27 protein-coding genes are annotated in these 23,793 nt (G+C 63.5%); 12 read left to right on the top strand and 15 right to left on the bottom strand.

From position 1 onward, the window contains the following. Positions 1–58 precede the first annotated feature (58 nt). Genes KUW62_RS16355 through KUW62_RS16345 form a run of 3 tightly spaced genes read left to right on the top strand, consistent with a single transcriptional unit; the run spans position 59 to position 2,530 of the window. Positions 59–1,327 (top strand): folylpolyglutamate synthase/dihydrofolate synthase family protein, encoded by a 1,269-nt coding sequence (locus KUW62_RS16355; RefSeq protein WP_224816531.1) that lies wholly within the window; start codon positions 59–61, stop codon positions 1,325–1,327. 59 nt (positions 1,328–1,386) lie between these two features. After that, positions 1,387–1,902, top strand: coding sequence for a hypothetical protein (locus KUW62_RS16350; RefSeq protein WP_224816530.1), 516 nt, complete (start codon positions 1,387–1,389; stop codon positions 1,900–1,902). A 1-nt stretch (position 1,903) separates the two neighbouring features. Then, a complete protein-coding gene (locus KUW62_RS16345; RefSeq protein ID WP_224816529.1) occupies positions 1,904–2,530 on the top strand; it encodes a chloramphenicol acetyltransferase in 627 nt (208 codons plus the stop codon). 16 nt (positions 2,531–2,546) lie between these two features. On the opposite strand, the gene KUW62_RS16340 is transcribed toward KUW62_RS16345, so the two are convergent. Further along, positions 2,547–3,044, bottom strand: coding sequence for a hypothetical protein (locus KUW62_RS16340; RefSeq protein WP_224816528.1), 498 nt, complete (start codon positions 3,042–3,044; stop codon positions 2,547–2,549). 75 nt (positions 3,045–3,119) lie between these two features. Continuing rightward, positions 3,120–4,211: a cell division protein ZapE gene (gene zapE, locus KUW62_RS16335; RefSeq protein ID WP_224816527.1), complete on the bottom strand. Its 1,092-nt coding sequence runs from the start codon at positions 4,209–4,211 to the stop codon at positions 3,120–3,122. Between the two features lie 144 nt (positions 4,212–4,355). Here zapE and KUW62_RS16330 point away from each other — a divergent pair, with 144 nt between their 5' ends. Further along, positions 4,356–5,603 (top strand): MFS transporter, encoded by a 1,248-nt coding sequence (locus KUW62_RS16330; protein WP_224816526.1) that lies wholly within the window; start codon positions 4,356–4,358, stop codon positions 5,601–5,603. Here KUW62_RS16330 and KUW62_RS16325 read toward each other — a convergent pair. From KUW62_RS16325 to KUW62_RS16310, 4 genes are read right to left on the bottom strand one after another with little or no spacing between them, the layout of a single operon-like run. Next, positions 5,600–6,505, bottom strand: a complete 906-nt coding sequence (locus KUW62_RS16325) for an ornithine cyclodeaminase family protein (protein WP_224816525.1) — start codon at positions 6,503–6,505, stop codon at positions 5,600–5,602. The two genes, KUW62_RS16330 and KUW62_RS16325, sit on opposite strands and share 4 nt — an antisense overlap. After that, the gene (locus tag KUW62_RS16320; protein ID WP_224816524.1) at positions 6,502–7,125 is read right to left on the bottom strand and encodes an HAD family phosphatase; all 624 of its coding nucleotides are present in this window, start codon (positions 7,123–7,125) and stop codon (positions 6,502–6,504) included. The genes KUW62_RS16325 and KUW62_RS16320 overlap by 4 nt, the downstream gene beginning before the upstream one ends. Continuing rightward, the gene (fghA, locus tag KUW62_RS16315; RefSeq protein ID WP_224816523.1) at positions 7,125–7,958 is read right to left on the bottom strand and encodes an S-formylglutathione hydrolase; all 834 of its coding nucleotides are present in this window, start codon (positions 7,956–7,958) and stop codon (positions 7,125–7,127) included. Before fghA ends, KUW62_RS16320 begins: the two co-directional genes overlap by 1 nt. A 60-nt stretch (positions 7,959–8,018) precedes the next feature. Beyond that, positions 8,019–8,957: an AEC family transporter gene (locus KUW62_RS16310; RefSeq protein WP_224816522.1), complete on the bottom strand. Its 939-nt coding sequence runs from the start codon at positions 8,955–8,957 to the stop codon at positions 8,019–8,021. A gap of 120 nt (positions 8,958–9,077) precedes the next feature. Here KUW62_RS16310 and KUW62_RS16305 point away from each other — a divergent pair, with 120 nt between their 5' ends. Next, a complete protein-coding gene (locus KUW62_RS16305; RefSeq protein WP_224816521.1) occupies positions 9,078–9,710 on the top strand; it encodes a TetR/AcrR family transcriptional regulator in 633 nt (210 codons plus the stop codon). On the opposite strand, the gene KUW62_RS16300 is transcribed toward KUW62_RS16305, so the two are convergent. The 6 genes from KUW62_RS16300 to KUW62_RS16275 all read right to left on the bottom strand — a co-directional run bounded on the left by KUW62_RS16300 (position 9,707) and on the right by KUW62_RS16275 (position 13,658). Then, entirely contained in the window at positions 9,707–10,162 is a 456-nt protein-coding gene (locus tag KUW62_RS16300; RefSeq protein WP_224816520.1) for a hypothetical protein, read from the bottom strand. The two genes, KUW62_RS16305 and KUW62_RS16300, sit on opposite strands and share 4 nt — an antisense overlap. Continuing rightward, positions 10,162–10,881, bottom strand: coding sequence for an NYN domain-containing protein (locus KUW62_RS16295; RefSeq protein WP_224816519.1), 720 nt, complete (start codon positions 10,879–10,881; stop codon positions 10,162–10,164). The genes KUW62_RS16300 and KUW62_RS16295 overlap by 1 nt, the downstream gene beginning before the upstream one ends. A gap of 58 nt (positions 10,882–10,939) precedes the next feature. Further along, the gene (locus KUW62_RS16290; protein WP_224816518.1) at positions 10,940–11,335 is read right to left on the bottom strand and encodes a hypothetical protein; all 396 of its coding nucleotides are present in this window, start codon (positions 11,333–11,335) and stop codon (positions 10,940–10,942) included. A gap of 30 nt (positions 11,336–11,365) precedes the next feature. Beyond that, positions 11,366–11,863: a GNAT family N-acetyltransferase gene (locus KUW62_RS16285; protein ID WP_224816517.1), complete on the bottom strand. Its 498-nt coding sequence runs from the start codon at positions 11,861–11,863 to the stop codon at positions 11,366–11,368. A 3-nt stretch (positions 11,864–11,866) separates the two neighbouring features. Beyond that, the gene (locus KUW62_RS16280) at positions 11,867–12,280 is read right to left on the bottom strand and encodes a hypothetical protein (protein WP_224816516.1); all 414 of its coding nucleotides are present in this window, start codon (positions 12,278–12,280) and stop codon (positions 11,867–11,869) included. Between the two features lie 265 nt (positions 12,281–12,545). Further along, entirely contained in the window at positions 12,546–13,658 is a 1,113-nt protein-coding gene (locus KUW62_RS16275; protein WP_224816515.1) for an S-(hydroxymethyl)glutathione dehydrogenase/class III alcohol dehydrogenase, read from the bottom strand. 75 nt (positions 13,659–13,733) lie between these two features. Between KUW62_RS16275 and KUW62_RS16270 the strand changes: the two genes are divergently transcribed. The 7 genes from KUW62_RS16270 to infB all read left to right on the top strand — a co-directional run bounded on the left by KUW62_RS16270 (position 13,734) and on the right by infB (position 20,396). Continuing rightward, on the top strand, positions 13,734–14,009 hold the full coding sequence (locus KUW62_RS16270) for an I78 family peptidase inhibitor (RefSeq protein ID WP_224816514.1): 276 nt from the start codon (positions 13,734–13,736) through the stop codon (positions 14,007–14,009). A gap of 101 nt (positions 14,010–14,110) precedes the next feature. Continuing rightward, entirely contained in the window at positions 14,111–14,476 is a 366-nt protein-coding gene (locus tag KUW62_RS16265; protein WP_224816513.1) for an I78 family peptidase inhibitor, read from the top strand. Positions 14,477–14,519: 43 nt separating this feature from the next. Beyond that, entirely contained in the window at positions 14,520–14,774 is a 255-nt protein-coding gene (locus KUW62_RS16260) for a hypothetical protein (protein WP_224816512.1), read from the top strand. Between the two features lie 138 nt (positions 14,775–14,912). Next, entirely contained in the window at positions 14,913–15,485 is a 573-nt protein-coding gene (gene rimP / locus KUW62_RS16255; RefSeq protein ID WP_224816511.1) for a ribosome maturation factor RimP, read from the top strand. A gap of 4 nt (positions 15,486–15,489) precedes the next feature. Beyond that, positions 15,490–17,262 carry a transcription termination factor NusA gene (gene nusA, locus KUW62_RS16250; protein ID WP_224816510.1) on the top strand — a complete coding sequence of 591 codons (1,773 nt, stop codon included), beginning with the start codon at positions 15,490–15,492 and terminating at the stop codon, positions 17,260–17,262. A gap of 24 nt (positions 17,263–17,286) precedes the next feature. Next, positions 17,287–17,919: an RNA-binding protein gene (locus KUW62_RS16245; RefSeq protein ID WP_224816509.1), complete on the top strand. Its 633-nt coding sequence runs from the start codon at positions 17,287–17,289 to the stop codon at positions 17,917–17,919. Further along, positions 17,916–20,396 carry a translation initiation factor IF-2 gene (infB, locus tag KUW62_RS16240; protein WP_224816508.1) on the top strand — a complete coding sequence of 827 codons (2,481 nt, stop codon included), beginning with the start codon at positions 17,916–17,918 and terminating at the stop codon, positions 20,394–20,396. The genes KUW62_RS16245 and infB overlap by 4 nt, the downstream gene beginning before the upstream one ends. 133 nt (positions 20,397–20,529) lie before the next feature. Here infB and KUW62_RS16235 read toward each other — a convergent pair whose 3' ends face one another. From KUW62_RS16235 to KUW62_RS16225, 3 genes are all read right to left on the bottom strand, one after another. Further along, on the bottom strand, positions 20,530–20,856 hold the full coding sequence (locus KUW62_RS16235; RefSeq protein ID WP_224814514.1) for a hypothetical protein: 327 nt from the start codon (positions 20,854–20,856) through the stop codon (positions 20,530–20,532). A 318-nt stretch (positions 20,857–21,174) separates the two neighbouring features. Next, positions 21,175–21,645 carry a TspO/MBR family protein gene (locus KUW62_RS16230; protein ID WP_224816507.1) on the bottom strand — a complete coding sequence of 157 codons (471 nt, stop codon included), beginning with the start codon at positions 21,643–21,645 and terminating at the stop codon, positions 21,175–21,177. 64 nt (positions 21,646–21,709) lie between these two features. Beyond that, a complete protein-coding gene (locus KUW62_RS16225) occupies positions 21,710–23,653 on the bottom strand; it encodes a lytic transglycosylase domain-containing protein (RefSeq protein WP_224816506.1) in 1,944 nt (647 codons plus the stop codon). Between the last annotated feature and the right edge of the window lie 140 nt (positions 23,654–23,793).

Raw genomic sequence — 23,793 nt, 5'->3', positions numbered from 1 at the left:
CGTCTGATCCACAGAAGTCCGCGGCCTTGCAGGCCCGTCCCCGCGAAGGACCGCTCCGATGACCCAAGCCACGTCCGACGCGCTGCTGGAACGGTTGATGACCCTGCACCCAAAGGTCATCGACCTCACGCTGGACCGCATGTGGCGCGTCCTCGCGGCATTGGATCATCCCGAAACGCGCATCCCACCCGTTATCCATATCGCCGGAACGAACGGCAAAGGGTCGACCCTTGCCATGATCCGGGCGGGGCTGGAGGGGGCGGGCCTGTCGGTTCACGCCTATACATCCCCCCATCTGGCGCGGTTCCACGAGCGCATCCGTGTGGCCGGTCAGTTGATTGACGAACAGGCTCTATCGCGCACGTTAGACACGTGCCTGCGGGCCAACGGCCCAGATCCGATCACCTATTTCGAGATTACGACCGCCGCGGCGTTCCAGGCGTTTTCCGAGGTGCCCGCGGACTACACGCTATTGGAGGTCGGCCTCGGCGGACGGTTGGATGCAACGAATGTCATAGATGCGCCCGCCCTGTGTGTGATCACACCCGTCGATCTGGACCATCAACAGTTCCTTGGCGATACGATTGAGGCGATAGCGGGTGAAAAGGCGGGGATCATCAAGCCGCGCGTGCCGGTCGTCATCGGTCCGCAGAAGGACGCCGCGCTGGAGGTGATCGAGCGCCGCGCCAGTGGCTTGTCCGCGCCGATCCTCGCCTATGGACAGCACTGGCACGTCACGACGGAACGCGAACGGCTGATCTTTCAGGACGAGACTGGGCTTCTGGACCTGCCCCTGCCTGCCCTTGCCGGGCCGCACCAGATCCAGAATGCGGGCATCGCCATCGCCGCCCTGCGGGCCTTGGGACGCGGCGACCCTGACGCCGCGATGACGAACGCCACTTGGCCCGCGCGGATGCAGCGCCTGCGCCACGGTCCGCTGACCCAAGCAAATCCCGGGGCGGAAATCTGGCTGGACGGGGGCCACAACCCCCATGCCGCCCGCGCGATTTCTGCGACGCTGGGTATCTTGCCAGATCGTCCCACCCACATGATCTGCGGGATGCTCAACACCAAGGACGTCGCGGGCTACATGGCGCCGCTGGCGCCCCATGCCACGCAATTGATCGCCGTTTCCATCCCCGGTCAGGCCGCGACCCTGGCGGCGGAGGCTACGGCAAGGGCGGCGCGTGCCGTCGGGATGTCCGCGACAACGGCGCTGGACGTGGAAACGGCTTTGGCCCGCATCACGGAAACAGACCCGAATGCGCGCGTCCTGATCTGCGGTTCCCTCTATCTTGCGGGCGAAATCCTCAAGACCAACGGGTGAAGGCGACGGCATGATATCCGCCGGTTGACCCCACGCGGCGCAGACTCCAATTTGCGCCCATGACACGCCTGATCCCCGCCGCCCTTGCGGCTCTGCTTGCCACGTACCCCGTCCACGCCGCGCAATTCCAGTTCTGCTGGGTCGGCGCGAACGGCTACACGATGGAAGGGCAGATCACGTTTCCCGATGCGTTGCTGGATACGGGCCTGATCACCGAGGCCGACGTCACCGATTTCCAGATCATCGGATTTCTCGACGGTGTGGCCATCGGGTCCTGGAGCCTTGATCAACTGACGCCGGAGACGTCGTGGCTGTTGCGGTTCGATACGACGAATTTGCAGTTTCCCACGGGCGGCATCCGATCCGCGAACAGCTACCAGGAATGGAATGCGAACGGGCGGGTGAACAATTGCGGGGCGGAGGGCGGCTTTGGCTGGAACGGCGGGAATTACGCGCAGGATGTATGCGTCGACAATGTCTGGGTCGAGGACAGTTCGATCGACCCCAATACGCCGCTTTTCGCGCAGCCCATGGATGTGCGGCTGATCTGCGAAACGACGGTACCGGTGAGCTGACTTGGAACATCCCGTCGATCTCGCCACCTGGCCCCGCGCGGCGCAGTTCCAATTCTTCCGCACGTACACGCGTCCCCATTTCGCGGTGACGTCGCGGATCGACGTGACGGACCTCATGCTGCGGCACAAGCCTGCCGGGACCTCCCCCTATCGGGCGAGCCTTTACGCCATCGGCGCGGGGATTCACGCGGTGCCGGAATTGCTGATGCGGTTTCGGGGCGATCGGGTGGTGCGCCATGACGCGGTGGAGCTGTCGATGACGGTGCCGACCAAGGCGGGCAGTTTCAACTATGCCTACGTGCCGTTTCACGCGGATTTCGCCACGTTCGATGCCCGGACGAAGGCGCTGATTGACGAGGCGGCGCAGAAAACGGACCTCGCCGCGAATTCCGGGGAGCGCGATGATCTGGCCTATCTGTCGTGCATGCCATGGCTTGATTACACGTCGCTCAGCAACGCGATGCCGGGGCCGGAGGATTGTATTCCCCGCGTCGGATGGGGGAAGATCACGCAGGTCGGCGCGCGGTTTTCCATGCCAATGACGTTGGAGGTTCACCACGCGCTTGCCGACGGGGCCCATGTCGGGGCCTATTTCGCCGCCGTTCAGGGGGCGATCAACACGCTCTAGGCGTGGTCTACGGACGCTATGTCTTGCGACCTTTGCCTGTGCCGAAGGGTTTCACCGGTGTTTCTCGGAACTGAACCGGCAGATCGTCGAACATTCCGCCCTCAGCCGCGCCCCAGTCGCGCATCCATGGCAAGGGATCGGCAATGGCGCTGCCCTGCCGCCACTCGAAATACCCAAGCGCACCTGCCGCCGGGATCGGATCGCAGGGCACCGGGTCGCGCAAGAGAAGACCGGCCTCTCCTCCGAACCAGGGGCTGTCGCTTTCGGTGATGATCTCCACCACCTCCACCGAGCCTATGATCGCGCGGCGGGGCAGCAGGTCGGGGCGCGGCGTGGCGACCCCATCCTTCGCCCACCGCCAGACAAGATATGCGTATTCGTCCTGCTTCATCCCGATTGCGGCATGGATCGCGATTCGACCCGGCTCCATACGGCCCGCACGGATAGACCCGAGGGATCGGTTCTCCACCTCCTTCCCGCCATGGATGATCGCCCAGGCAGAAGGTTGGCGCACGGAAAGGGCGATAGGTGGTAAGTCGGTCATGCGGAAGACGTAGCGCACGCGCATTTGCGTGACAGGTGGGCGCGGTCAGCTTTGCTCGTCGGTGGAGGCGGCCCAATCCGCCCCCTGCATCTCTCGCAATCGGCTGGCCGTCCGCTCGAACTCGAACGCGCCCGTGCCCTCGGTGTAAAGCGCCTCTGGCGCGGCCTCGGCGCTGGCGACAAGGCGGACGTGCCCTTCGTAGAGCGTGTCGATCAGGGTCACAAACCGTTTCGCCTCGTTGGCGCGGTCGCGATTCATCCGCGGAATATCCTCCAGCACAAGCAGCTTCACCGCACCGACAAGGGCCAGGTAATCCGCCGGGCCAAGGGGTTGGCCGCACAGCGTCTCGAACGGAACCCGCGCCTGCCCGGCCCAGAAGCGCGGGATCACCACGTCACGGCCCTTCACCTCTAGCGTCAGAACCTCTTCCTTGCCGCCGGTCAGGTCGCGCCAGATCAGGTCGATGGCGCGTTTCGCGCTGGCGTCGGCGGGGGTGAACCAGACCTGTTCTCCCGCCAGCCTGTCCTGCCGGTAATCGGTCATCGCGTCGAGCTGAAGGACCTCCAGCCGCTCCTCCAGCAATGCGATGAAGGGCAGGAAAAGCTGCCTGTTCAGCCCGTCCTTGTAGAGGTCGCGGGGATGGCGGTTCGACGTCGTGACCACCGTCACGCCCGCCTCGAACAGACGCTCGAACAGGCGACCCACGATCATGGCGTCGGCGATGTCGGTGATCTGCATCTCGTCGAAACACAGCAGTTTCAGATCGCGGGCGATACTTTCGGCCACCGGTTTGATCGCATCGTCCACGCCGGTTTTGCGCGCCTCGTGCAGGGCGGCCTGAACCTCCTGCATGAAGGCGTGGAAATGCACGCGCCGCTTGCCGGGGATCGAGGTGTGTTGGAAAAACATGTCCATCAACATGGATTTGCCGCGCCCGACCCCGCCCCACAGGTACAGGCCCAGTTTGCCGGTCGGCTCCGCCTTGCGGAATCGTGCCAGAAATCCTGTGCGGTCCGGCGCTTCTAGCTTTTCGCGCACCCGTTCCAACTGCTCCATGACCGCGCGCTGCTCCGGGTCCGGACGCAGAAGGCCTTCGGAAACGCGGGTGTCGTATAGGGCGGTCAGGTGTTGGGACATCGGGGCGATGTAAGGGGATTTCGCGCCGTGCCGCCACTGGAAAATGCACCGGTTCAGCCCTCGTTATGCGTCGGATCAGAACCTCTGATTTGACCCTCCCGCGACGCTCGGACATTCTTCACGGCGAAGCAGCGCGAGGGTGAGATGGACCGGAAAGACAACCTAGTGACGCCGGTCCTGATCGGCGGTTGCGCCATCATCCTCATCAGCTTTGCCGTGCGCTCCAGTTTCGGCCTGTTCCAGATCCCCATCGCCGATGAATTCGGTTGGCTGCGGGCCGAGTTCTCCATGGCCATCGCGATCCAGAACCTCGCCTGGGGGATCGGCCAACCGATCTTTGGCGCGATTGCCGAGAAATTCGGGGACCGCAAGGCCATCGTTCTAGGCGTCGCGCTTTATGTCATCGGTCTTGTCGTGTCGGCCTACGCGATCACGCCGGGACAGCATCAGCTTCTGGAAGTCCTTGTGGGCTTCGGCATCGCGGGCACCGGCTTCGGCGTGATCCTCGCCATGGTCGCGCGCGCCGCATCGGATGAAAACCGGTCGCTGACCCTTGGCATCGTGACGGCGGCAGGATCGGCAGGGCAGGTCGTGGGGCCGCCGGTGGTTGAGGCAATGCTGAGCGCATTCGCGTGGCAGACCGTGTTCCTGATCATGGCGGGGATCATTTTCACATCCATGATTTTCCTGCCTTTGCTGCGCGCGCCCGAGAAGCCGGAGGGGCCGGAGCTGGATGAGACTTTGGGCCAGATCCTTGGCAAGGCGTTCCGCGACCCGTCCTTCACGCTGATCTTCATCGGGTTCTTTTCCTGCGGCTATCAGCTTTCGTTCGTGACCGCCCATTTTCCTGCCTTCATCACCGAATATTGCGGCCCGATTGCGCCGGGTGGCGTGCTGCACACGATGGGGGTCACGACAACCTCCGCCCTGGGCGCATTGGCGATTGCATTGATCGGGTTGGCCAATATTGGCGGCACGCTTTACGCATCCTACTTGGGCAAGACCTATTCCAAGAAGAACCTGCTGGCATGGATCTACGTCGGGCGCACCATCGCGGCGGCGGTGTTCATCCTGCTGCCGATCACGCCGCTTTCGGTCATCATCTTCTCGGTCGTGATGGGCTCGCTTTGGCTGGCGACGGTGCCCCTGACCTCGGGCCTTGTCGGTTACATCTACGGCATGCGCTATATGGGGACGCTGTACGGTATCGTGTTTTTCAGCCACCAGCTTGGGTCCTTCGTGGGTGTCTGGCTGGGGGGCTTCATGTACGACATCTATGGCAATTACACCGTGGTCTGGTGGGTCGGGGTCGCGGTGGGCGCGCTCAGCGCCATCGTGCATCTACCGATCAAGGAAGTGCCCCTGCGACAGCGCGCGCAGGTCGCGGCCTAACGCGCCCGCACTGCGTCGAGGATATAGCGCGCCACCATAAGGTCCAGATGTGCACCGCCGCCATTCTTGCAGAGCGTAATCTCATCGTCGGAGTGCCGCTCGAACAACTCCATCTCATAATAATCGGCCACCACGTCGGATTCGAAAAACACCCCGTCTTCCAGCGGGATCTTCAGCTCTCCGATATGGCCGAATGTGGTGGCCCGGCTGTCCACGAAGACGCGCGACCGGCGCAGGCAATCGTCATCGGCTTCGCGCATGTCGGGCCGGTACGCGCCGACAAGGTCGATGTGCTGCCCGGGGCGAAGCCATTTGCCGGACAGGATCGGCTGCGTCGTCATGGTGCCGGTGCCGATGATATCGGCCTCCGCCACCGCCTCCTCCAGATCGCGGGCGACGTGCATGTCCGAAAACTCCCCGGCCAGTTTCGCGGCTTTCACAAGGCTACGGTTCCAGATGGAGTAGCGCGCGTTCGGGAAAGCGGCGGCGTAAGCCTCCCTCAGGGAGCGGGCGACATTGCCCGCACCGATCAGAAGAATGTTCTGCGCATCTGGTCGCGCCAGCTTGCGCGCCGCCAGAAGGCTGTCGCCCGCCGTTTTCCACTTCGTCAGGAGGTGAAAGTCGATGATCGCCTCAAGTGTGCCGTCCTTATCCGAGAACAGGCATACGCCGCCGTTGATTGCCGGTTTGCCAAGCTCCGTATTGCCGGGAAAGATTGTGGCGGTCTTCACCAATTGCCCCAGCCCGTCGATCCAGGCGCCCCGGCTCAACAGCGTGTCGTCGCCGCGGTAGAGGAAGGTGTCGCCGATTTCGGCCCTTGGCATCTTGTGACCGGCCTCGATCGCATCGCTCAAGGCGATCCAATCCAGCTTCTCCTCGGCCTCTGGTCCGATGAACATCATGGGCGCGTGTCCTCCTCATCCAACAGGCCCTCGCGGGTCAACCGATCTGCCCAACCTTGCGGTCCGTCGAACAGATGCGTCTGCCAGCCCCGCGCGGCGGCTGCCTCGATATTATCCAAGCGGTCGTCGGCGAACAGGAGGGTTCCGGGCTCTAGGCCGCAATCCGCCTCCACCATGGCATAGATTTGCGCATCGGGCTTCGTCACGCCCATATGGCCGGAAATGTAGGAGCGGTCGAATTCTGTCAGGAACGGGTAGACGGGCTTGGCGATCTCAAAGGTCTCGATCCCGAAATTCGACAGCGCGAACACCGGAACGCCGCGACGGCGCAAGGCCCGCAGGAGCGTAACCGAATGCGGAATAGTGGGGGAGGCCATGTGAAGCCAATCGTCGTGCCACCGCATGATCTCGTCCGCCCAATCGGGGTAGGCTGCCGCCGTCTCCCGCACCACGCGTTCGAAATTCTCACCCCGGTCCACGCGGTCGTTCATCGCGTGCAAATCGACCGCGTCGAACATTGCACGGCGACGATCCGCGCCGATCACCCGGTCGTAATGCCGCTCCGGCTGCCACTCGATCAGCACATTGCCGATGTCGAAGACGACCGCTTCGATGCCCATCAGACGGAGTAGAGGGCTTCGGCGTGGAAGGCGACGTGATCTTCCATGAAGCTGGAGACGAAGAAATAGGAATGGTCGTATCCCGGCTGCATCCGAAGCTGCATCGGCTGGCGGCGGGCGGCGGCGGCATGGGCCAGCGCCTCGGTCTTGAGCAGGTCGCCGAATTGGTCGTTGGTGCCGGTGTCGATCAGGATCGGTCCGTCGAAGCCCGCTGCATGCATCAACAATGTGGCGTCATGGGGCGCCCACGCCTCCTCATCCTCGCCGAGATAGGCGGAGAACTGTTTGCGGCCCCAATCGCTGTCGGTCGGGTTGCAGATGGGCGCAAAGGCGGAGACGGAGGTAAAGCGCCCCGGCAGCCGCATGGCGATGGTCAGCGCACCGTGCCCCCCCATGGAATGCCCGGTGATGGCCTGCCGCTCCATGTCGAGCGGGAAATCCTTGAACATAAGGGCCGGCAAATCCTCGGTGATGTAGTCCCACATCCGGAAATGCGACGCCCAGGGGTCTTGCGTGGCGTTGACGTAGAACCCCGCGCCCTGGCCCAGATCATAGGCCGGATCGTCGGCCACGCCCTCGCCCCGCGGCGACGTATCGGGGAAGACCAGCGCGATGCCTTGCTCCGCCGCCCAGGCCTGCGCGCCCGCCTTGTTCATGGCGTTTTCATGGGTGCAGGTCAGGCCGGACAGATACCAAAGAAGCGGCACGGGGCCATCGCGCGCCTCCTCCGGCAGGAACAGGCCGAAGGTCATGTCAGTTCCCGTGGCGTCGGAGGCATGGGTATAGACACCTTGTGTGCCGCCGAAGGCCCTGTTTTCGGAAATCGTTTCCATTGTGCATGCTCCCCCAGTGTTTTGCCTTGCCTAGCGCGGGCTTGGGCGAGGGCGCAAGAATCATGTGCCGGAAAGCGGGGCGAGCCAGGCGATCACGGCGGAAACCGTCAAAATGGACACAGCCGTGGAAATCAGGATCGCGGCAGAGACGCGTTGCGGGGCCACGCCGTAGTGCTGCGCAAGGATGTAGACGTTGCCCGCCACGGGCAGCGATGCCGCGGCGATCATCACCGCCGCGTCGTAATCCGGTACGTCGAAGAGGTAGAGCGCGGCGACGGCCACGGCGGCGGGGTGCAAAACCAGTTTGCAGAATGTCAGCCAACCCGCCACCGACATCCGTTCCGCCGACTTGCCCGCCAGCGATGCGCCGATCGCGAACAGCGCGCCGGGTGTGGCGGCCGCGCCCAGAATCGCGAGGAACTCATTGACCGGACCGGGGACCGCAAGGCCGGTATAGGACCATGCAAGGCCCAGGACGATGGAAACGATCATCGGGTTCTTCAACAGGCCAAGCCCCACCGTCCGCAGGACGCCAATGGACATGCGGCCATCGCGGCTGCCGGTGACAAGGATCACGATAAGACTGGAGAATACGATCAGGTCCACCGACAGAACCAGGATGACCGGACCTGCTGCGGCTTCCCCCAGAAGCACCACGAGCATCGGAATGCCCAGGAAGCCCACATTGCCGATGATGGCGCATTGCGCCTCGAACGCGGCTTCGGCCACGGGGCGTTTGCGGATCATGGCGACGGCCGTGGCCAGGATGTAGACCGCGATGCAGGCCGAAAGGTAGGCACCCACGAATTGCCAGTCGAAGATCTCTGACAGGGACAGGTTCGCGGCGAAACGGAACAGCATCGCCGACAGGGCGAAATAGAACACGAACTTGGTCAGATAGGCCGCCGCCTCGGACGTGAAAAAGCCGGTTCGACAGGCCTGGAACCCCAACGCGATCAGCGCGAAGAACGGCAATGTCTTGAGGAAGATCTCCAGCATCTCTCCGCGCTACGCCAAGGCGCGCGCCCTGTCCAGCGGCAGACCTGACCAAACGTCCAGCTTGCCGAAACTAAACTAAATAGTTTACAATAGGTGTCAGGAAGAGTGAGACGCCCAAACATGAACGCGGAAGCGCAGATCAAGAAAGGTCGGAAATACGACCAGGTCATCGCCGGTGCGCGCGCCGTTTTCATGCGCGAAGGGTTCGAGGGCGCGTCGGTGGACGAGATCGCCCGCGACGCCGGTGTGTCCAAGGCGACGCTCTACAGCTATTTCCCCGACAAGCAGCACCTGTTCCTGGAAGTGCTGCGACAGGAATGCGATGCCCAGTCGGAGGTGGAGGTGCTGTTCGAGCAGACGGGGCTGAGTGTGGAAGAAAAGCTCTGCGTGATCTGCAAGAAGCTCATCACCTTCTTTCTCAGCGATTTCGGGCAGGACATGTTCCGCGTTTGTGTCGCGGAGGCCAAGAGGTTCCCCGAATTGGGGGAGACCTTCTATAACAGCGGCCCCAAGCATTGGGGTGAGAAGATTGCCGGGTTCCTGTGCAGCGACAAGGCGCGGGCGGTGCTGGATATCGAGGATCCGCTGCTTGCCGCCGACCAATTGGCGCAGCTTTGCCGGACGGATCTGATGCTGAAAGTCATGTTCGGGATCGAGCGCGACCCGCCCGAGGACGAGTTGGACCGCATCGTGGATGAGGCCGTGCGCACCTTCCTCGCCCGCTATCGCCGCGCACCCTCGGCGATGGGCTAGGGCACACTGAACCTGTAATCACGGGAGGTCTCATCTTCCCGCATCCGAAGGTCGCGGACGCGGGCTTTCGTCAGCGCAGGTGGCCAAAAGGCCAGACCCGCAACATTCGTCCTGAGGATGCAAAGCTCCCACCGACCGGGATGCACATCGAAGATCAACGGCAGAACGCGCGTGCCAAGCCCGGTGCGGCGGTGGCCGGGATAGACACAGAACTCCGCCATCTCGAAATCAAGGTCCGGCTCCTCCGGATCTCGGACGAAGGCAAAGCCCGCAGGCGTGTCGTATCCGAAGAGGTAAGGAAAGCGCCGCGTGGGTTCCTGCCAGTAGTCGTTGAAATACGGGGCGGAGTTGGCCGGGTTTTGTCCAGGGACGATCTCCGCCATGTAGTCGGCATAGGCGCGCGCAAGTGTGGGCTTGTCGTGAACGGTCGCTGGCCAGATCGACAGGTCCATCAATCCAGACGGCGCACCAGCAATTGATTGCCTTGCCCCCGTTTGACCTCCAGCATTTTCAGGCTTTCCACCAGATCGCTCAACTTGCGTTTGCCATAGGTGCGCGTGTCGAAATCCGGGTTCGCGGCGGTCATGTACTGGCCCAGTTGGCCCAGGGAATACCAATCATCGTCCTGTTCGATCGCTTCCATAGCGCGGAAGATCAGGTCGCGCGCCTCGTTGAGGGAGGCGGTTTCTTTCTTCGGCTCCGACTTGGTGGCGGGCGTGCCCTTGGGCTGTTCGGGGATGATGTTCTCGATGAAGATGAACCGCTTGCAGGCTTTGCGAAACGCCTCGGGCGTTTTCTGCTGCCCGATGCCGTAGACGTCGAGGCCCTGTTCCCGAATGCGGCTGGCGAGCCGTGTGAAATCGCTGTCGGAGGAAACAAGAACGAAGCCGTCGAACCGGCCCGAATGCAGCACGTCCATCGCGTCGATCACCAGCGCGATGTCGGAGGCGTTCTTGCCGACCGTGTTGGCGGGTTGGTGAAACGGCACGATCCCGTATTCTGCCTGCACACCGGACCAACCCTTCATGTGGGTTGAGCTGAAGTCCCCGTAGATCCGCCGCACCGACGCCTCGCCGAAACGGGCAATCTCCTCGAAGATGGCCTGGGCGTGTTTGTGGGACGTGTTGTCGGCGTCGATCAGGACGGCAAGCAGCGGCGTATCGTTGGCCATGATAGGTCTCCTTCGGGCCGATATGTGACATAAGGCGACGGGAAGGGAAACGCGGATATCAGTCGGCGCAGGGGGCAGCCCCCGAAAGGCGCGCGGCAAGTGCCTCGGTCTCCTGCGCCGTGAAACTGCCGGTGACAACGACCGTTCCGCCGGGAATGACTTCCCGGACGACGGGGGCGGTCACGACCTCACCGCAAACACGCAACTCGATCCGCTCACCGATATGCTCGGCCGTTTCCGCCTCGAACCACGCCGCCATCGCGGGTGCGAATTGCAACGTCAGAAGCGGCTGGCCCGTGGATGGGTCGAAGCCCGGTTCCGCGCGCACCATGTCCGACGGCTGGACGAGCCTTGTGTCACTGGGGCTGGCGATTTCCAGCACGGCCGAGCCCTGCGCCGCGAGTGGCAATGGAAGCCCGAAGATCAGGATGAGGAGCGTAAGCGTGCGGATCATCAGATGGTCCTTTGCATGGCGAGCCGACGTCTAAACGAGGCTGCGGTACATCACGAGCGCGTCGACATAGCCATCGGCAGGGTGATGGAATGCATCGGGAAGGCGTCCGACGATGTCAAACCCCGCCTTTTCCCACGTGGCGACTGCACGGGTATTGGTGGCGACAACGAAGTTATATTGCATCGCGCGAAACCCCATCGCGCGGGCCTGGTCCAGCGAATGGCTCAACATGGCCCGGGCGATGCCCTGCCCGCGCGCGTCGGAGGCGGTAATGTAGCCGCAATTGCAGACGTGATCGCCGCCGCCGCCCTGATTGGCGCGGACGTAATACGTGCCAAGCGTCTGGCTGCCCCGCTCCGCAACGAATGTGGTCTTGCCGGGCGCGGTCCAATAGGCCACCGCGTCCGCCGCCGTGATATCGGGATCAACCGTATAGGTGTCACCCGCGCGGAAGACCGGCAGCAGAAGCTGCGACAGGGCCGACGCGTCCGCCGCCCCGGCCTGCCGGATCACGAGGGTCGCGGACATTCTTTACTTCAGGCCGCCCGAGGCGGGTGCGCCGCCGCCGGGCACGCCGTTGCCATCCACAACCTCGTCCCAGATGTCGCCAAGCCGGTCGGCAATGGCTTCACGGGAATCGCTGTCGTCGTCGTAATTGTAGACCACGAGGAAGGGGGCAACCGCCCCGCCTTCGTCCGCGCAGATGAACAGGCCGTCCACGTCTTCGCCGCGCAGGTCATAGCCGCCGATCGTCCAGTTGGACCGCCCCGTGAACCCGTCCCCGCCGAAGCGCTGGCGGTAGGTGTTGAACGTCGTCTCCGCGTAATTCATGCACGTGGCCCTGTCGGCGATGGAGGAGAAATCGGTGACGGTCCAGCCTTCGGCCTGTGCCACGTTGCCGGTCAGGGCGATTACGCCGAGGGTCAGGGAAAATGTCTTCTTCATCTATGTGGTCCTTTCAAGTCATTTGGTGGGGGCCATCACACGGCCGTTTGAATTGACATCTTTCATTCAGGTCCGGCCGCACCCGTCGGCGAAGCCGGACGATTGTTCGAGCATCTCGGTAAAGGAACACTCATGTGTAGACAAATAGACCCCGCCCCCGGGAGCGCCCGCGCCGACAAGATGGGTTTGCGTCATCCCGCGCAGTTCCCCGGGGGGCGAACTCGACGTGGAACAGGTCGTGGTCCGACATCGGCCTCGCGCGGTCCTAGTAGACGACAACGGACCGGATGGATTCCCCGCGATGCATTAGGTCGAAGCCCTCGTTGATATCGTCAAGCGCCAGCGTGTGCGTAATCATCGGGTCGATCTCGATCTTGCCGTCCATGTACCAATCCACGATCTGCGGCACATCCGTCCGGCCCCGTGCGCCGCCAAACGCGGTCCCGCGCCACGACCGACCGGTGACAAGCTGGAAGGGCCGTGTGCTGATCTCCGCCCCGGCGGGGGCCACGCCGATGATGATCGACTCGCCCCATCCCTTGTGCGCGGATTCCAGGGCAGCGCGCATCACGTCGACATTCCCCGTCGCATCGAAGGTGTAATCGGCACCGCCGCCGGTCAGTTCGACCAGATGACCCACCAGATCGCCTTTCACCTCGGACGGGTTCACGAAATCGGTCATGCCGAAATGCTTTGCCATCTCCACCTTGCCGGGGTTCAGATCGACGCCCACGATCTGGTCCGCGCCCGCAAGCCGGAGGCCTTGGATCACGTTCAACCCGATGCCGCCGAGGCCGAAGACGATTGCGCGTGATCCGATCTCGACCTTCGCGGTGTAGATCACTGCACCGATGCCGGTGGTCACACCGCAGCCGATGTAGCAGATCTTGTCGAACGGGGCGTCCTTGCGCACCTTGGCGAGGCTGATCTCGGGCAGGACCGTGTGGTTCGAAAACGTCGAGCAGCCCATGTAGTGCAGGATCGGCGTTCCATCGAGCATCGAGAAGCGCGAGGTGCCGTCGGGCATCAGCCCCTGGCCCTGGGTCGCGCGGACCTTCTGGCACAGGTTGGTTTTGGGATGCAGGCAATATTCGCATTCCCGGCACTCGGCGGTGTAAAGCGGGATCACGTGATCGCCTGGCTCAAGCGAGGTCACGCCGGGCCCGACTTCCAGGACGACGCCCGCGCCCTCATGGCCCAGGATCGCGGGAAACAGCCCCTCTGGGTCGGCACCCGATAGCGTGAATTCGTCGGTGTGGCAGATGCCGGTGGCCTTGATTTCAACCAGAACCTCCCCGGCTTTGGGGCCGTCCAGGTTCACGTCCATGATCTCGAGCGGTTTGCCCGCTTCAAGTGCTACTGCCGCGCGTGTTCGCATATTATCCAGTCCTCCCGCAGACTTGCTTTGATCGGAGACTGTGACAATCTGGGCGTCAAAGCAACGGAGGATAGCATGACCCGTTTCGCGTATTTGCCTGTCTTGTTCGTGATCGCCGCGTGTCAGCCGATCGAGCCCGGATTTGGTCCTGGCTTCGACGACCCGAACGCCTGCGGTGCCGAAGCCGTGCAGGGCCTCGTGGGCCAACCCCTTGCCGCGGCCAGCGGCGTCGCGGCCCCGGGGGGTGTGCGGCGGATCGGCCCGGGCGATGTGGTTACGACGGACTACAATCCGATGCGCATGAACATATCGCACGATGGCGCCACGATCACGCGCATCAGTTGCGGCTGACACAACATGGCAGGCTTTCCTTACCCTACGCGGTCGTGAGTGGTATTTCAGGGTTCCGCGGGCCATGACATTTCCAGATTTCGGATTTTGGAGATTTCACAATGACCCTTCGCACCACGGCTATTGCCGCCGCCCTTCTTCTTTCTCTCGCCCCCGCCGTTTCTGGCGCACAAACCATCGGCAACTTTGGCCCCGGCAGCACGCCCAATTTGGGTGCGCCGGTGATCAACCCGATCGGAGACAGTGGTTGGACCCCTGCGCCCGTGCTTCCCGTTCAGGGTCAGGATTGCGGCGCCCACCAGTACCAGGGCTTCGTGGGACAGCCCGTCGGCTCCATGATGTCGTTCGGGATCGCCGCGCGTTACTTCACCCCCGACAATCCGTATGGCACGCTGGACTTCCAGCCCCAGCGCCTGAACGTCAGCACGAATGCGAACTACATCATCGACCGCGTCTATTGCGGCTGACCCTTCCCTTGCGCCAGCGGGGCGCGTGGCGGACATTTGGTCCATGACACGCGCCCTGTTCCTTACGATGCTGTTTGCCTGCCCGCTGCCGGCCGGGGCCCATGATGGGGATTGCAATGCAAAGCAATGGCGCGGCTTTCTGGGGCAGACGCTCGTGCAATTGGAAACCGGCGCTGACCTGCCGCTGATCTTCCGCGTGATCTACCCCGACAGCCAGCGCGATGTCGCCCCGGATCCGGCCCGGCTGAACTTCGAAGTTGATGCCGCTGACGTGATCCGGGACGTGCATTGCGGCTGAGCCTTGCGCCGCCTCCCGATTCTCCCTATATCCCCCTCAACAGCGGCGCGGCTGGGTCACGATCCACCGCACCACCGACACTTTCAGCGGGCCGCACGGCCCGTTTTTTCGTTTTTGGGGCCGTGCAAAGAGGGATCTATGTCAGACCTGATTGCCAAGACATCAATGGACCGCCGCATGGCGGAAATACTCGTGCCCGTGATCGAAAATCTCGGGTTCGAAGTGGTGCGCATCCGCGTGATGGGCGGCAAGACGAACACGCTTCAGGTCATGGCCGAACGTCCCGATGGCGGGATCGAGGTGGATGAATGCGCGCAGATCTCGAACGCGATCTCCGTGGTTCTGGATGTCGAGGACCCGCTTGAGGATGCCTATGCGCTGGAAGTGTCCAGCCCCGGCATCGACCGGCCCCTGACCCGCCTGAAGGACTTCGAGACCTTCGAGGGCTATGAGGCGAAGATCGAGACGACGGACGTGATCGACGGCCGCCGCCGCTTCAAAGGCGTGCTGGCCGGCGTCGACGGGGACGATGTCTTGCTGAATATCGAGGAAGGGACGGTCGGTCTGAATTTCGACTGGCTTAGCGACGCGAAGCTGGTCCTGACCGACGAGTTGATCAAGGAGATGCTGAAGCAGCGAAAAGACGCCGGCATCATCGACGAAACGCAATTTGACGAGATCGAGGAAGACACCTCGAAGGCGGAGGACTAACAACATGGCCATCACATCAGCCAACCAGCTGGAGTTGCTGCAAACCGCGGAAGCGGTGGCGCGCGAGAAGATGATCGACCCGTCACTGGTCGTGGAAGCGATGGAAGAAAGCCTCGCCCGGGCCGCGAAGTCCCGCTACGGGTCCGAGCTGGACATCCGCGTTTCCATCGACCGCAAGACGGGCCGCGCCACCTTCACCCGTGTGCGCACCGTGACCGATCCGGAAATGCTGGAGAACGACAAGGCGGAGATGCTGCCCGACGAGGCGACCGCCCTGATCGCGGCGGAGCGTCCCGATGTCGTCGTCTTCAACGCCAAGTCCCACATCTATGACGAAGAGGGCGAGCTGGTCGAAACCCGCGACGTCAAGCGATTCGTACTGCGCGCGCCGACCGAGAACGACCGCATCCTGACCGAAGGCGTGGATCAGAACGTGGCCCCCGAACTGGGCGACATGATCGCCGACGAGGTGCCGCCCGTGGAAATGGGCCGGATCGCCGCGCAATCGGCCAAGCAGGTCATCTTGCAAAAGGTGCGCGAGGCCGAGCGGGATCGCCAATTCGAAGAATTCAAGGACCGCGTGGGCGAAATCATTAACGGCGTCGTCAAGCGCGAGGAATACGGCAACGTCATCGTCGACGTGGGCTCGGGCGAGGCACAACTGCGCCGGAACGAGAAGATTGGTCGCGAAGCCTATCGCAACGGCGACCGCATCCGCTGCTACATCAAAGATGTGCGCCGCGAAAACCGAGGCCACCAGATCTTCCTGTCGCGCACGGCGCCCGAATTCATGCGTGAGCTGTTCAAGATGGAAGTGCCGGAGATCTATGACGGCATCATCGAGATCAAGGCCGTCGCCCGCGATCCCGGCTCCCGCGCCAAAATCGCCGTCATCTCCTACGACAACGGCATCGACCCCGTTGGTGCCTGCGTGGGTATGCGCGGCTCTCGCGTGCAGGCGGTCGTGAACGAGTTGCAGGGGGAGAAGATCGACATCATCCCGTGGAACGAGGACGCGCCGACGTTCCTGGTGAACGCGCTTCAGCCCGCCGAAGTCTCCAAGGTGGTTCTCGACGAGGACGCCGGAAAGATCGAAGTCGTGGTCCCGGATGAGCAGCTTTCGCTTGCCATCGGCCGTCGCGGTCAGAACGTGCGTCTGGCCTCCCAATTGACGAACCTCGACATCGACATCCTGACGGAGGAGGAGGAATCCAAGCGTCGTCAGGCCGAGTTCGAAGAGCGCACGGGCCTGTTCATGGAAACGCTCGACCTCGACGAATTCTTCGCGCAGCTTCTGGTGTCTGAGGGCTTCACCGCGCTGGAAGAGGTCGCCTATGTCGAAGTGGACGAGCTTCTGGTCATAGACGGCGTGGACGAGGATACCGCCAACGAGCTTCAGGCCCGCGCCCGCGACTACCTCGAAGAGCAGAACAAGAAGGCGCTGGAGAAGGCGCGTGAGCTTGGCGTTGAGGATAGCCTCATTGAATTTGAGGGCCTCACGCCCCAAATGTTGGTGGCCTTGGGCGAAGATGGCGTGAAGACGCTGGACGATTTCGGCACCTGCGCCGATTGGGAGCTTGCCGGCGGTTGGACGACCGAAGGCGGTGAGCGGATCAAGGATGACGGCCTTCTGGAACCCTTCGACGTGTCGCTTGAGGAAGCGCAGAACATGGTCATGACGGCCCGCCTGCAATTGGGCTGGGTCACGATCGAGGAGCTTGAGGCGCAGGCCGCGGCGGAAGCCGAAGCCGCAAGCGAGGAGCGGGTGGAGGGCTAACGCCCTCTTGCCCGGCGCGCGCCCATGAGCCGCGGTGGCCGACATAAGGACCGAAGCGACGGTCCCGAACGCAAGTGCATCGCCACGGGCGAGGTGACCCCCAAACGGGGGCTGATCCGGTTCGTGGTGGCACCTGACGGGCAAATCGCGCCGGATATCCTGGAACGGTTGCCGGGCCGCGGTATCTGGGTCAGCGCGGATCGCGCGGCGCTTGAACGTGCGGTGAAGAAAAACCTCTTCTCCCGCGCGGCCAAGCAACCGGTGCAGGTGCCCGAGGATCTGGTGGACCGGGTCGAAGCCGCCCTGGCCCGCCGCGTCACCGACCTGATCGCGATGGCCCGCAAGGGCGGCCACGCGGTTGCCGGGTTCGAGAAAGTGAAAGACTGGCTCGCCACGAAACAGGTTGGCGTGCTGCTTCAGGCCTCTGACGGGTCTGAGCGCGGAAAATCGAAACTGTGGACCCCGGAAGGGGCCCGATATTTTGGCATTCTCACCGCCCAGGAATTGGGTTTGGCATTCGGTCGCCAAAGTGTGATACATGGCGCGCTTGCCGCTGGTGGACTCGCCCCCCGTGTTGTAGAGGGGGCCGCGAAACTCCAGGGACTGCGTGTAGCAGACGGTGGCCAGACCACCGGGAAGGACGAACGGAACGCATGAGCGATCAGGACGGAAAGAAACCCCTTGGCCTCTCGGGTGGGGCACGATCAGGCCGCGTGAACCAGAGCTTCTCGCGCGGGCGGACGAAGTCCGTGGTGGTAGAGACCAAGCGGAAACGCGTGATGGTGCCGAAACCCGGCGCCCCTTCGGCGGCTGCGCAAAACGCCGAAGGCGGCAAACGGGACAAGTCGGTCCCCGACGCGGAGATGGAGCGTCGCCTGAAGGCGTTGCAGAACGCCAAGGCACGCGAGGTCGAAGAGGCCGAAGAACGTGTGAAGGCCGAACGCGAGCGTGAAGAAGAACGCAATCGCCGCCGTGCCGAGGCCGAGGCCAAGGAACGCGAAGAGCGCGAGCGTGAAGAGGCGCTGAAAGCCAAGGCCGAAGAAGACGAACGCCGCAAGGCCGAGGATGAGGCACGCCGCAACGCACCGCCGCCCGAAGCCGTTGACCCGACCGCCGCTGCCGCACCGGCCGCCGCAGGTCCGCGCGGAGGTGGCAAGGCCGCCCCGTCGCGGCGCGAGCCCGAACGGGATAACAAGCGCAATGAGCGTGGCCGTGCCAATGACGGTGGCGGACGCCGCTCCGGCAAGCTGACCGTCAACCAGGCGATGTCCGGTGGCGAGGGCGGGCGTCAGCGCTCCATGGCGGCCATGAAGCGCAAGCAGGAACGCCAGCGCCAGAAGGCGATGGGCGGCCCCGTGGACCGCGAAAAGGTCATCCGCGACGTGCAGGTGCCCGAGACGATCATCGTCTCCGAACTGGCCAACCGCATGTCCGAACGGGTCGCCGACGTCGTGAAGGCGTTGATGAACAACGGTATGATGATCACCCAGAACCAGCCGATCGACGCCGATACGGCGGAACTGATCGTGGAGGAATTCGGCCACCGCGTGCAGCGTGTGTCGGATGCCGACGTGGAGGACGTGATCGCCGCGGTCGAGGATGCGCCGGAAGATCTGGTTCCGCGTCCCCCGGTCATCACGATCATGGGCCATGTCGACCACGGCAAGACCTCGCTTCTGGACAAGATCCGCCAGGCGAATGTCGTGTCCGGCGAAGCCGGTGGCATCACCCAGCATATCGGCGCTTACCAGGTGACGACGGAATCCGGCGCGGTTCTGTCCTTCCTCGACACGCCCGGCCACGCGGCTTTCACCTCCATGCGGGCCCGGGGCGCGCAGGTGACGGATATTGTGGTCCTGGTGGTTGCAGCCGATGACGCGGTCATGCCCCAGACGGTGGAGGCGATTGCCCACGCCAAGGCGGCCGATGTGCCGATGATCGTGGCGATCAACAAGATCGACCGCCCCGCCGCGGATCCCCAGAAAGTCCGGACCGACCTGCTGCAACACGAGGTGATCGTGGAAGCGATGTCGGGCGAAGTGCAGGATGTCGAAGTCTCCGCCATGACCGGCGATGGCTTGCCGGAATTGTTGGAGGCCATCGCGCTTCAGGCGGAATTGCTGGAACTCAAGGCCAATCCGAAACGCGCCGCCCAAGGCGCCGTGATCGAGGCGCAGCTGGATGTGGGCCGGGGCCCCGTCGCAACCGTGCTGGTGGAAAACGGCACGCTCAAGCAGGGCGATATCTTCGTCGTGGGCGAGCAATGGGGCAAGGTTCGTGCCTTGGTCAACGACCAGGGCGACCGCGTACAGGAAGCCGGTCCCTCGGTTCCGGTCGAGGTGCTCGGCCTGAACGGCACGCCGGAGGCCGGTGACGTCCTCAATGTCGTCGAAACCGAAGCCCAGGCGCGCGAAATCGCGGAATACCGTGAGCAGGCCGCCAAGGACAAACGCGCCGCTGCCGGTGCTGCAACCACGCTCGATCAGCTTCTGGCCAACGCCAAGGCCGATGAGAACGTGGCGGAGTTGCAGATCGTGGTGAAAGCGGACGTCCAGGGCTCCGCCGAAGCGATTGTCCAGGCGCTTGAGAAGATCGGCAATGACGAGGTGCGCGTGCGGGTCCTGCATTACGGTGTGGGCGCGATCACGGAATCGGATATCGGCCTGGCCGAAGCGTCCGGCACCCCGGTCATCGGCTTCAATGTCCGGGCCAACGCGCCCGCGCGCAACAGCGCCAACCAGAAGGGCGTGGAAATCCGGTATTACTCCGTGATCTACGATCTTGTGGATGACGTAAAAGCCGCCGCATCGGGCCTTCTGGGCGCGGAGATCCGCGAGAACTTCATCGGCTACGCCACCATCAAGGAGGTCTTCAAGGTCTCCGGTGTGGGCAACGTGGCCGGGTGTCTGGTCACCGAAGGGGTGGCGCGCCGCTCCGCCGGGGTGCGTCTGCTGCGCGACGACGTCGTGATCCACGAAGGGACGCTGAAGACCCTCAAACGCTTCAAGGATGAAGTGAAAGAGGTTCAGTCCGGTCAGGAATGCGGCATGGCCTTCGAGAATTACGAAGACATCCGCCCCGATGACGTGATCGAAATCTTCGAACGGGAAGAGGTCGAGCGGTCCCTGACCTGACCTTTCCCCGAACCGAATTGAAAAGGGCGTCCAACCGGGCGCCCTTTTTCGTATTCCCCCCCAACGCAGACACCCCCCGCCACTATGGCGAGGGGCATCCGGAGAGAGAGCGGGAAGCTCTATCTGGTGGCGATCACTCGTCTTCGAGCGATGCGGCGCGCAGGCGGTCGAAGATGTCGGCGCCGTGGGCGGGGGTGCCGTTGACGAGCGTCGCGCCGTTCAGGCCGCGCAGGTCGGAGGGCGTGTCCTGGGACGCGTTGACGACGTCGAACGCGGTGCCGAGCGCGCCGGTCGATGCCACGCGGGAGGTGTTCTCACCCGACGGTGCGAAGCGCAGGTCAGAGGTGCTTTCGGCGGATTGGTTGAAGTGGTCGAACGCGAAGATGGAAGCGGCGGATTGGGCGAAGGCCGGAGCGGCGACGGTGGCGGCAACGGCGGCGATGAGTGCGATCTTTTTCATTTTCTCTATCCTTTTGAGTGTGTTGGGGCCGTGTGTTTTGGTGGCCCCTGGTTTGGTGTGTCTCTCTGGCGAACCTCTGTGGCTCGTCGATGGAATGAATATGCGGGGGGTGGCGCTCTCAATCCAGACACGGAAGCGCGAGAATCCGGTAATATTGGTGCGCATGTGCACACAACCCGCTCGAAACGCACGGAGCCCACGGATGCGTGAGCCCCCGGTCTCGGTGCCGTGAGAATTCCGGCGTTTGGCTGAAATATTCTGGGGTCGGGCGGATGCGGTCGCCGAGCTTGGGGCGGCTTCGGGGGGGAATCGCCGGACCTAAGCCTGTCCGGCAGCCTCTTCCGGGTTCAGGCGCCAGACCGACAGGTTCAGCGCGCCCGCCACCGTGACCCACACCACGTACGGCACCATCAGCCATCCGGCCAGGGCGTCATGGGCAAAGAAGGACAGCATCGTCCCGAACACGGCCAGCCAGAGGAACACCAGCGCGACCATCCCGCCGCGTATCCGTTGCAACCCGAAGAAGACCGGCGTCCAAAGTGCGTTCAGCGCGATTTGCAGCGCCCAGAACGCCATCGCATGGGCATTGTCGTCGCGCACCGCGATGCGCGTGGCCGCATAGGCCGACGCGATGTAGAGGGTTGTCCAGGCAATCGGGAACAGCCAATCGGGTGGTGTCCAACTGGGCTTGTTCAGGGCGCGATACCACTCCCCCGGCGGAAACAGGGATCCCGTGGCCGCGGCTGCGCCGCACGCGCACAGGAATAAGGCGAAGACAGACCAATCCATGATGTCGCGCTAACCTTCCAACTTCCCGTCGCCGATCCGAAGACCGTAACACATCGCGACGGGATTACTGCACCAATCGCTCGCTCATGCCGATTGTCGGCAATTCACCGGTCAATTGCGCCTCGTAGATCGGCAAGCTCTCGATCACGCGCATGATGTAATTGCGTGTCTCGGAAAACGGCACGTCCTCGATCCAGTCGATCACGTCATCGGCGCGGCGCGGATCGCCGAACCGTTCCAGCCACTGACGCACGCGCCCGGGCCCGGCATTGTAGCCGACGGCGACCAGAACCGGGTTGCCGTCATAGGCCTCGATCAACCCGCGAATGTAGTTGGAGCCGAGGAGCACGTTGTAGGCCGGATCATTGCTGAGCCGGGAGAGGGAGAAGTCGATGCCCAGATCGCCCGCGGAATCCCGCCCCGTGCCCGGCATAACCTGCATCAGGCCGATGGCCCCGGCGCCCGACACGACGACCGGGTCGAACTCGCTTTCGCGCCGCGCGATGGACAGGGCAAGGGCGCGCGGGATCGGCAGCTCCACATCCTCCAAGTCCGCAAGGGGGTAATAGGCGCGGATGATCTGGTGGCCGGATTGCGCGGCGCGCTTCGCGACGAGCAGGGCGAAGTGCGGCTCGTCCAGTTCCAGCATCAGATCACCCATCAGCCCGGCTTCCCGTTCATCCAGACGTTCGGTGATGTGGGTGAAGAACCGCTCCGCCAGATTGCGTTGCCCGGCCTCGTAAAGAAGCATCGCGGCGTGGAAGACGGGCAGGTCCACGAAACTGGCGGTTTCCCATTCGCCGTAATCCCGGTCGCCGAGGAACGCTGCATCGACCGGCAGGCCGCCCCGTTCCTGGGCAAGTTGACCGTAGAAGCTGGATTGGTACTGCGCGCCAAGGGAATACGCCTCTGCCGCCCGGTCGGCATTGCCCGCCGCCTCATGCGCGCGCCCGAGCCAGTAGCCCGCCCGCCCGACCGAGATCGGGGAAAAGACCACTTCCCGAAAATCCTGGAAATGTCCGACGGCGACCTCCGCCCGGCCAAGTTGCAGGGCGCAATACCCGGCCAGCCATTCCAGATCCGCAAAACGCAGGTAATCATCGACAGGATCGATACGGTGGTTCGCGGCATAATCGTAGCATGTGGCGTGGTCGCCTTCGCGCATCACGTCACGGGCAAGATCCGCGCGGCGGCGGCCCCATTCGGCGGGGCGTCCAAGGCTCTCGGCAGATACGGATCGGGCCTGCAGCAATTCCCCTGCCGTGTCCCAAAGCCCTTCGCGCACCCGCCAGATGAACCTCTCATAGGCAAGGCCCGGATCATCTTGAAGCTCTGCTGGGACCGCGTCGATCAGGCCGTTCACGTTCGGCCCCCGCGCGCGGAGCGTCAGGCGCGCCTCGGCCAGGGCCGCCCACCCTTCGGGGACGAGGCCGAACATGGCCCGCGCACGATCCTCTGCATTCTCCCAAAGAAGGTGATCCAGCCGCGCGATATGATGGTCCTGTGTGAGGATATCGCCATAGGCACGGTTCAGCGCCTGCGCGTCGGTTCCGATCATCACCAGATTGGTCCAGGCGTAGATGACGATCGCCTCGGCGGTGGCGCGATCCCCGGTTTCCTCCAGCGCCCGGGCCAGCGCCAGCGCGCCCGCACCGGTCTGGGGCAGATCATCGTTGAAGTAGTCGAGCACGTTTTGCGGATCACCGCCTTCGGGGATCGACGGCTCCCCCTGGCGTCGCAGATATGGCAGGCCGGGCCAGTCGGGATTGCGGTCGAGGAAAGAGATGTATTCGCCGAAATCCCCTTCCCCCCGACGCAGGCGCGTCCAGGCCAGAAGGTCTAGCGCCACGGGATCGTCCAACTGCTGCGCGGCTTCCGACCCGCCGGCCAGATCCCCGGCATTGTACGCGTTCAGCGCGCGGTTCAGCGCCACGGCATCGGTTTGTGCATGAACGGCGGCCCCCGAGATCAGGGTGCTGAGGCAGGTCACAAGTATCAGGCGTCGCATATCCGCGGCGTCTCCCTTCCATCAAAGCCCCCGCAGGACAGGATAGGGCAGATGGGCACAGACGCAACTCACGAACTTGGCAATCGGCAAGCCGCCGGGTATTGGGGCAGGACCCTGCCACTGATTGCGCCTCGAAAGGA

Origin of the sequence: Hasllibacter sp. MH4015, from assembly GCF_020177575.1 — a bacterium.
Lineage (GTDB): Bacteria > Pseudomonadota > Alphaproteobacteria > Rhodobacterales > Rhodobacteraceae > Gymnodinialimonas.
The sequence above is the reverse complement of the archived record's forward strand: the minus strand, read 5'-3'. Positions and strand labels throughout refer to the sequence as shown.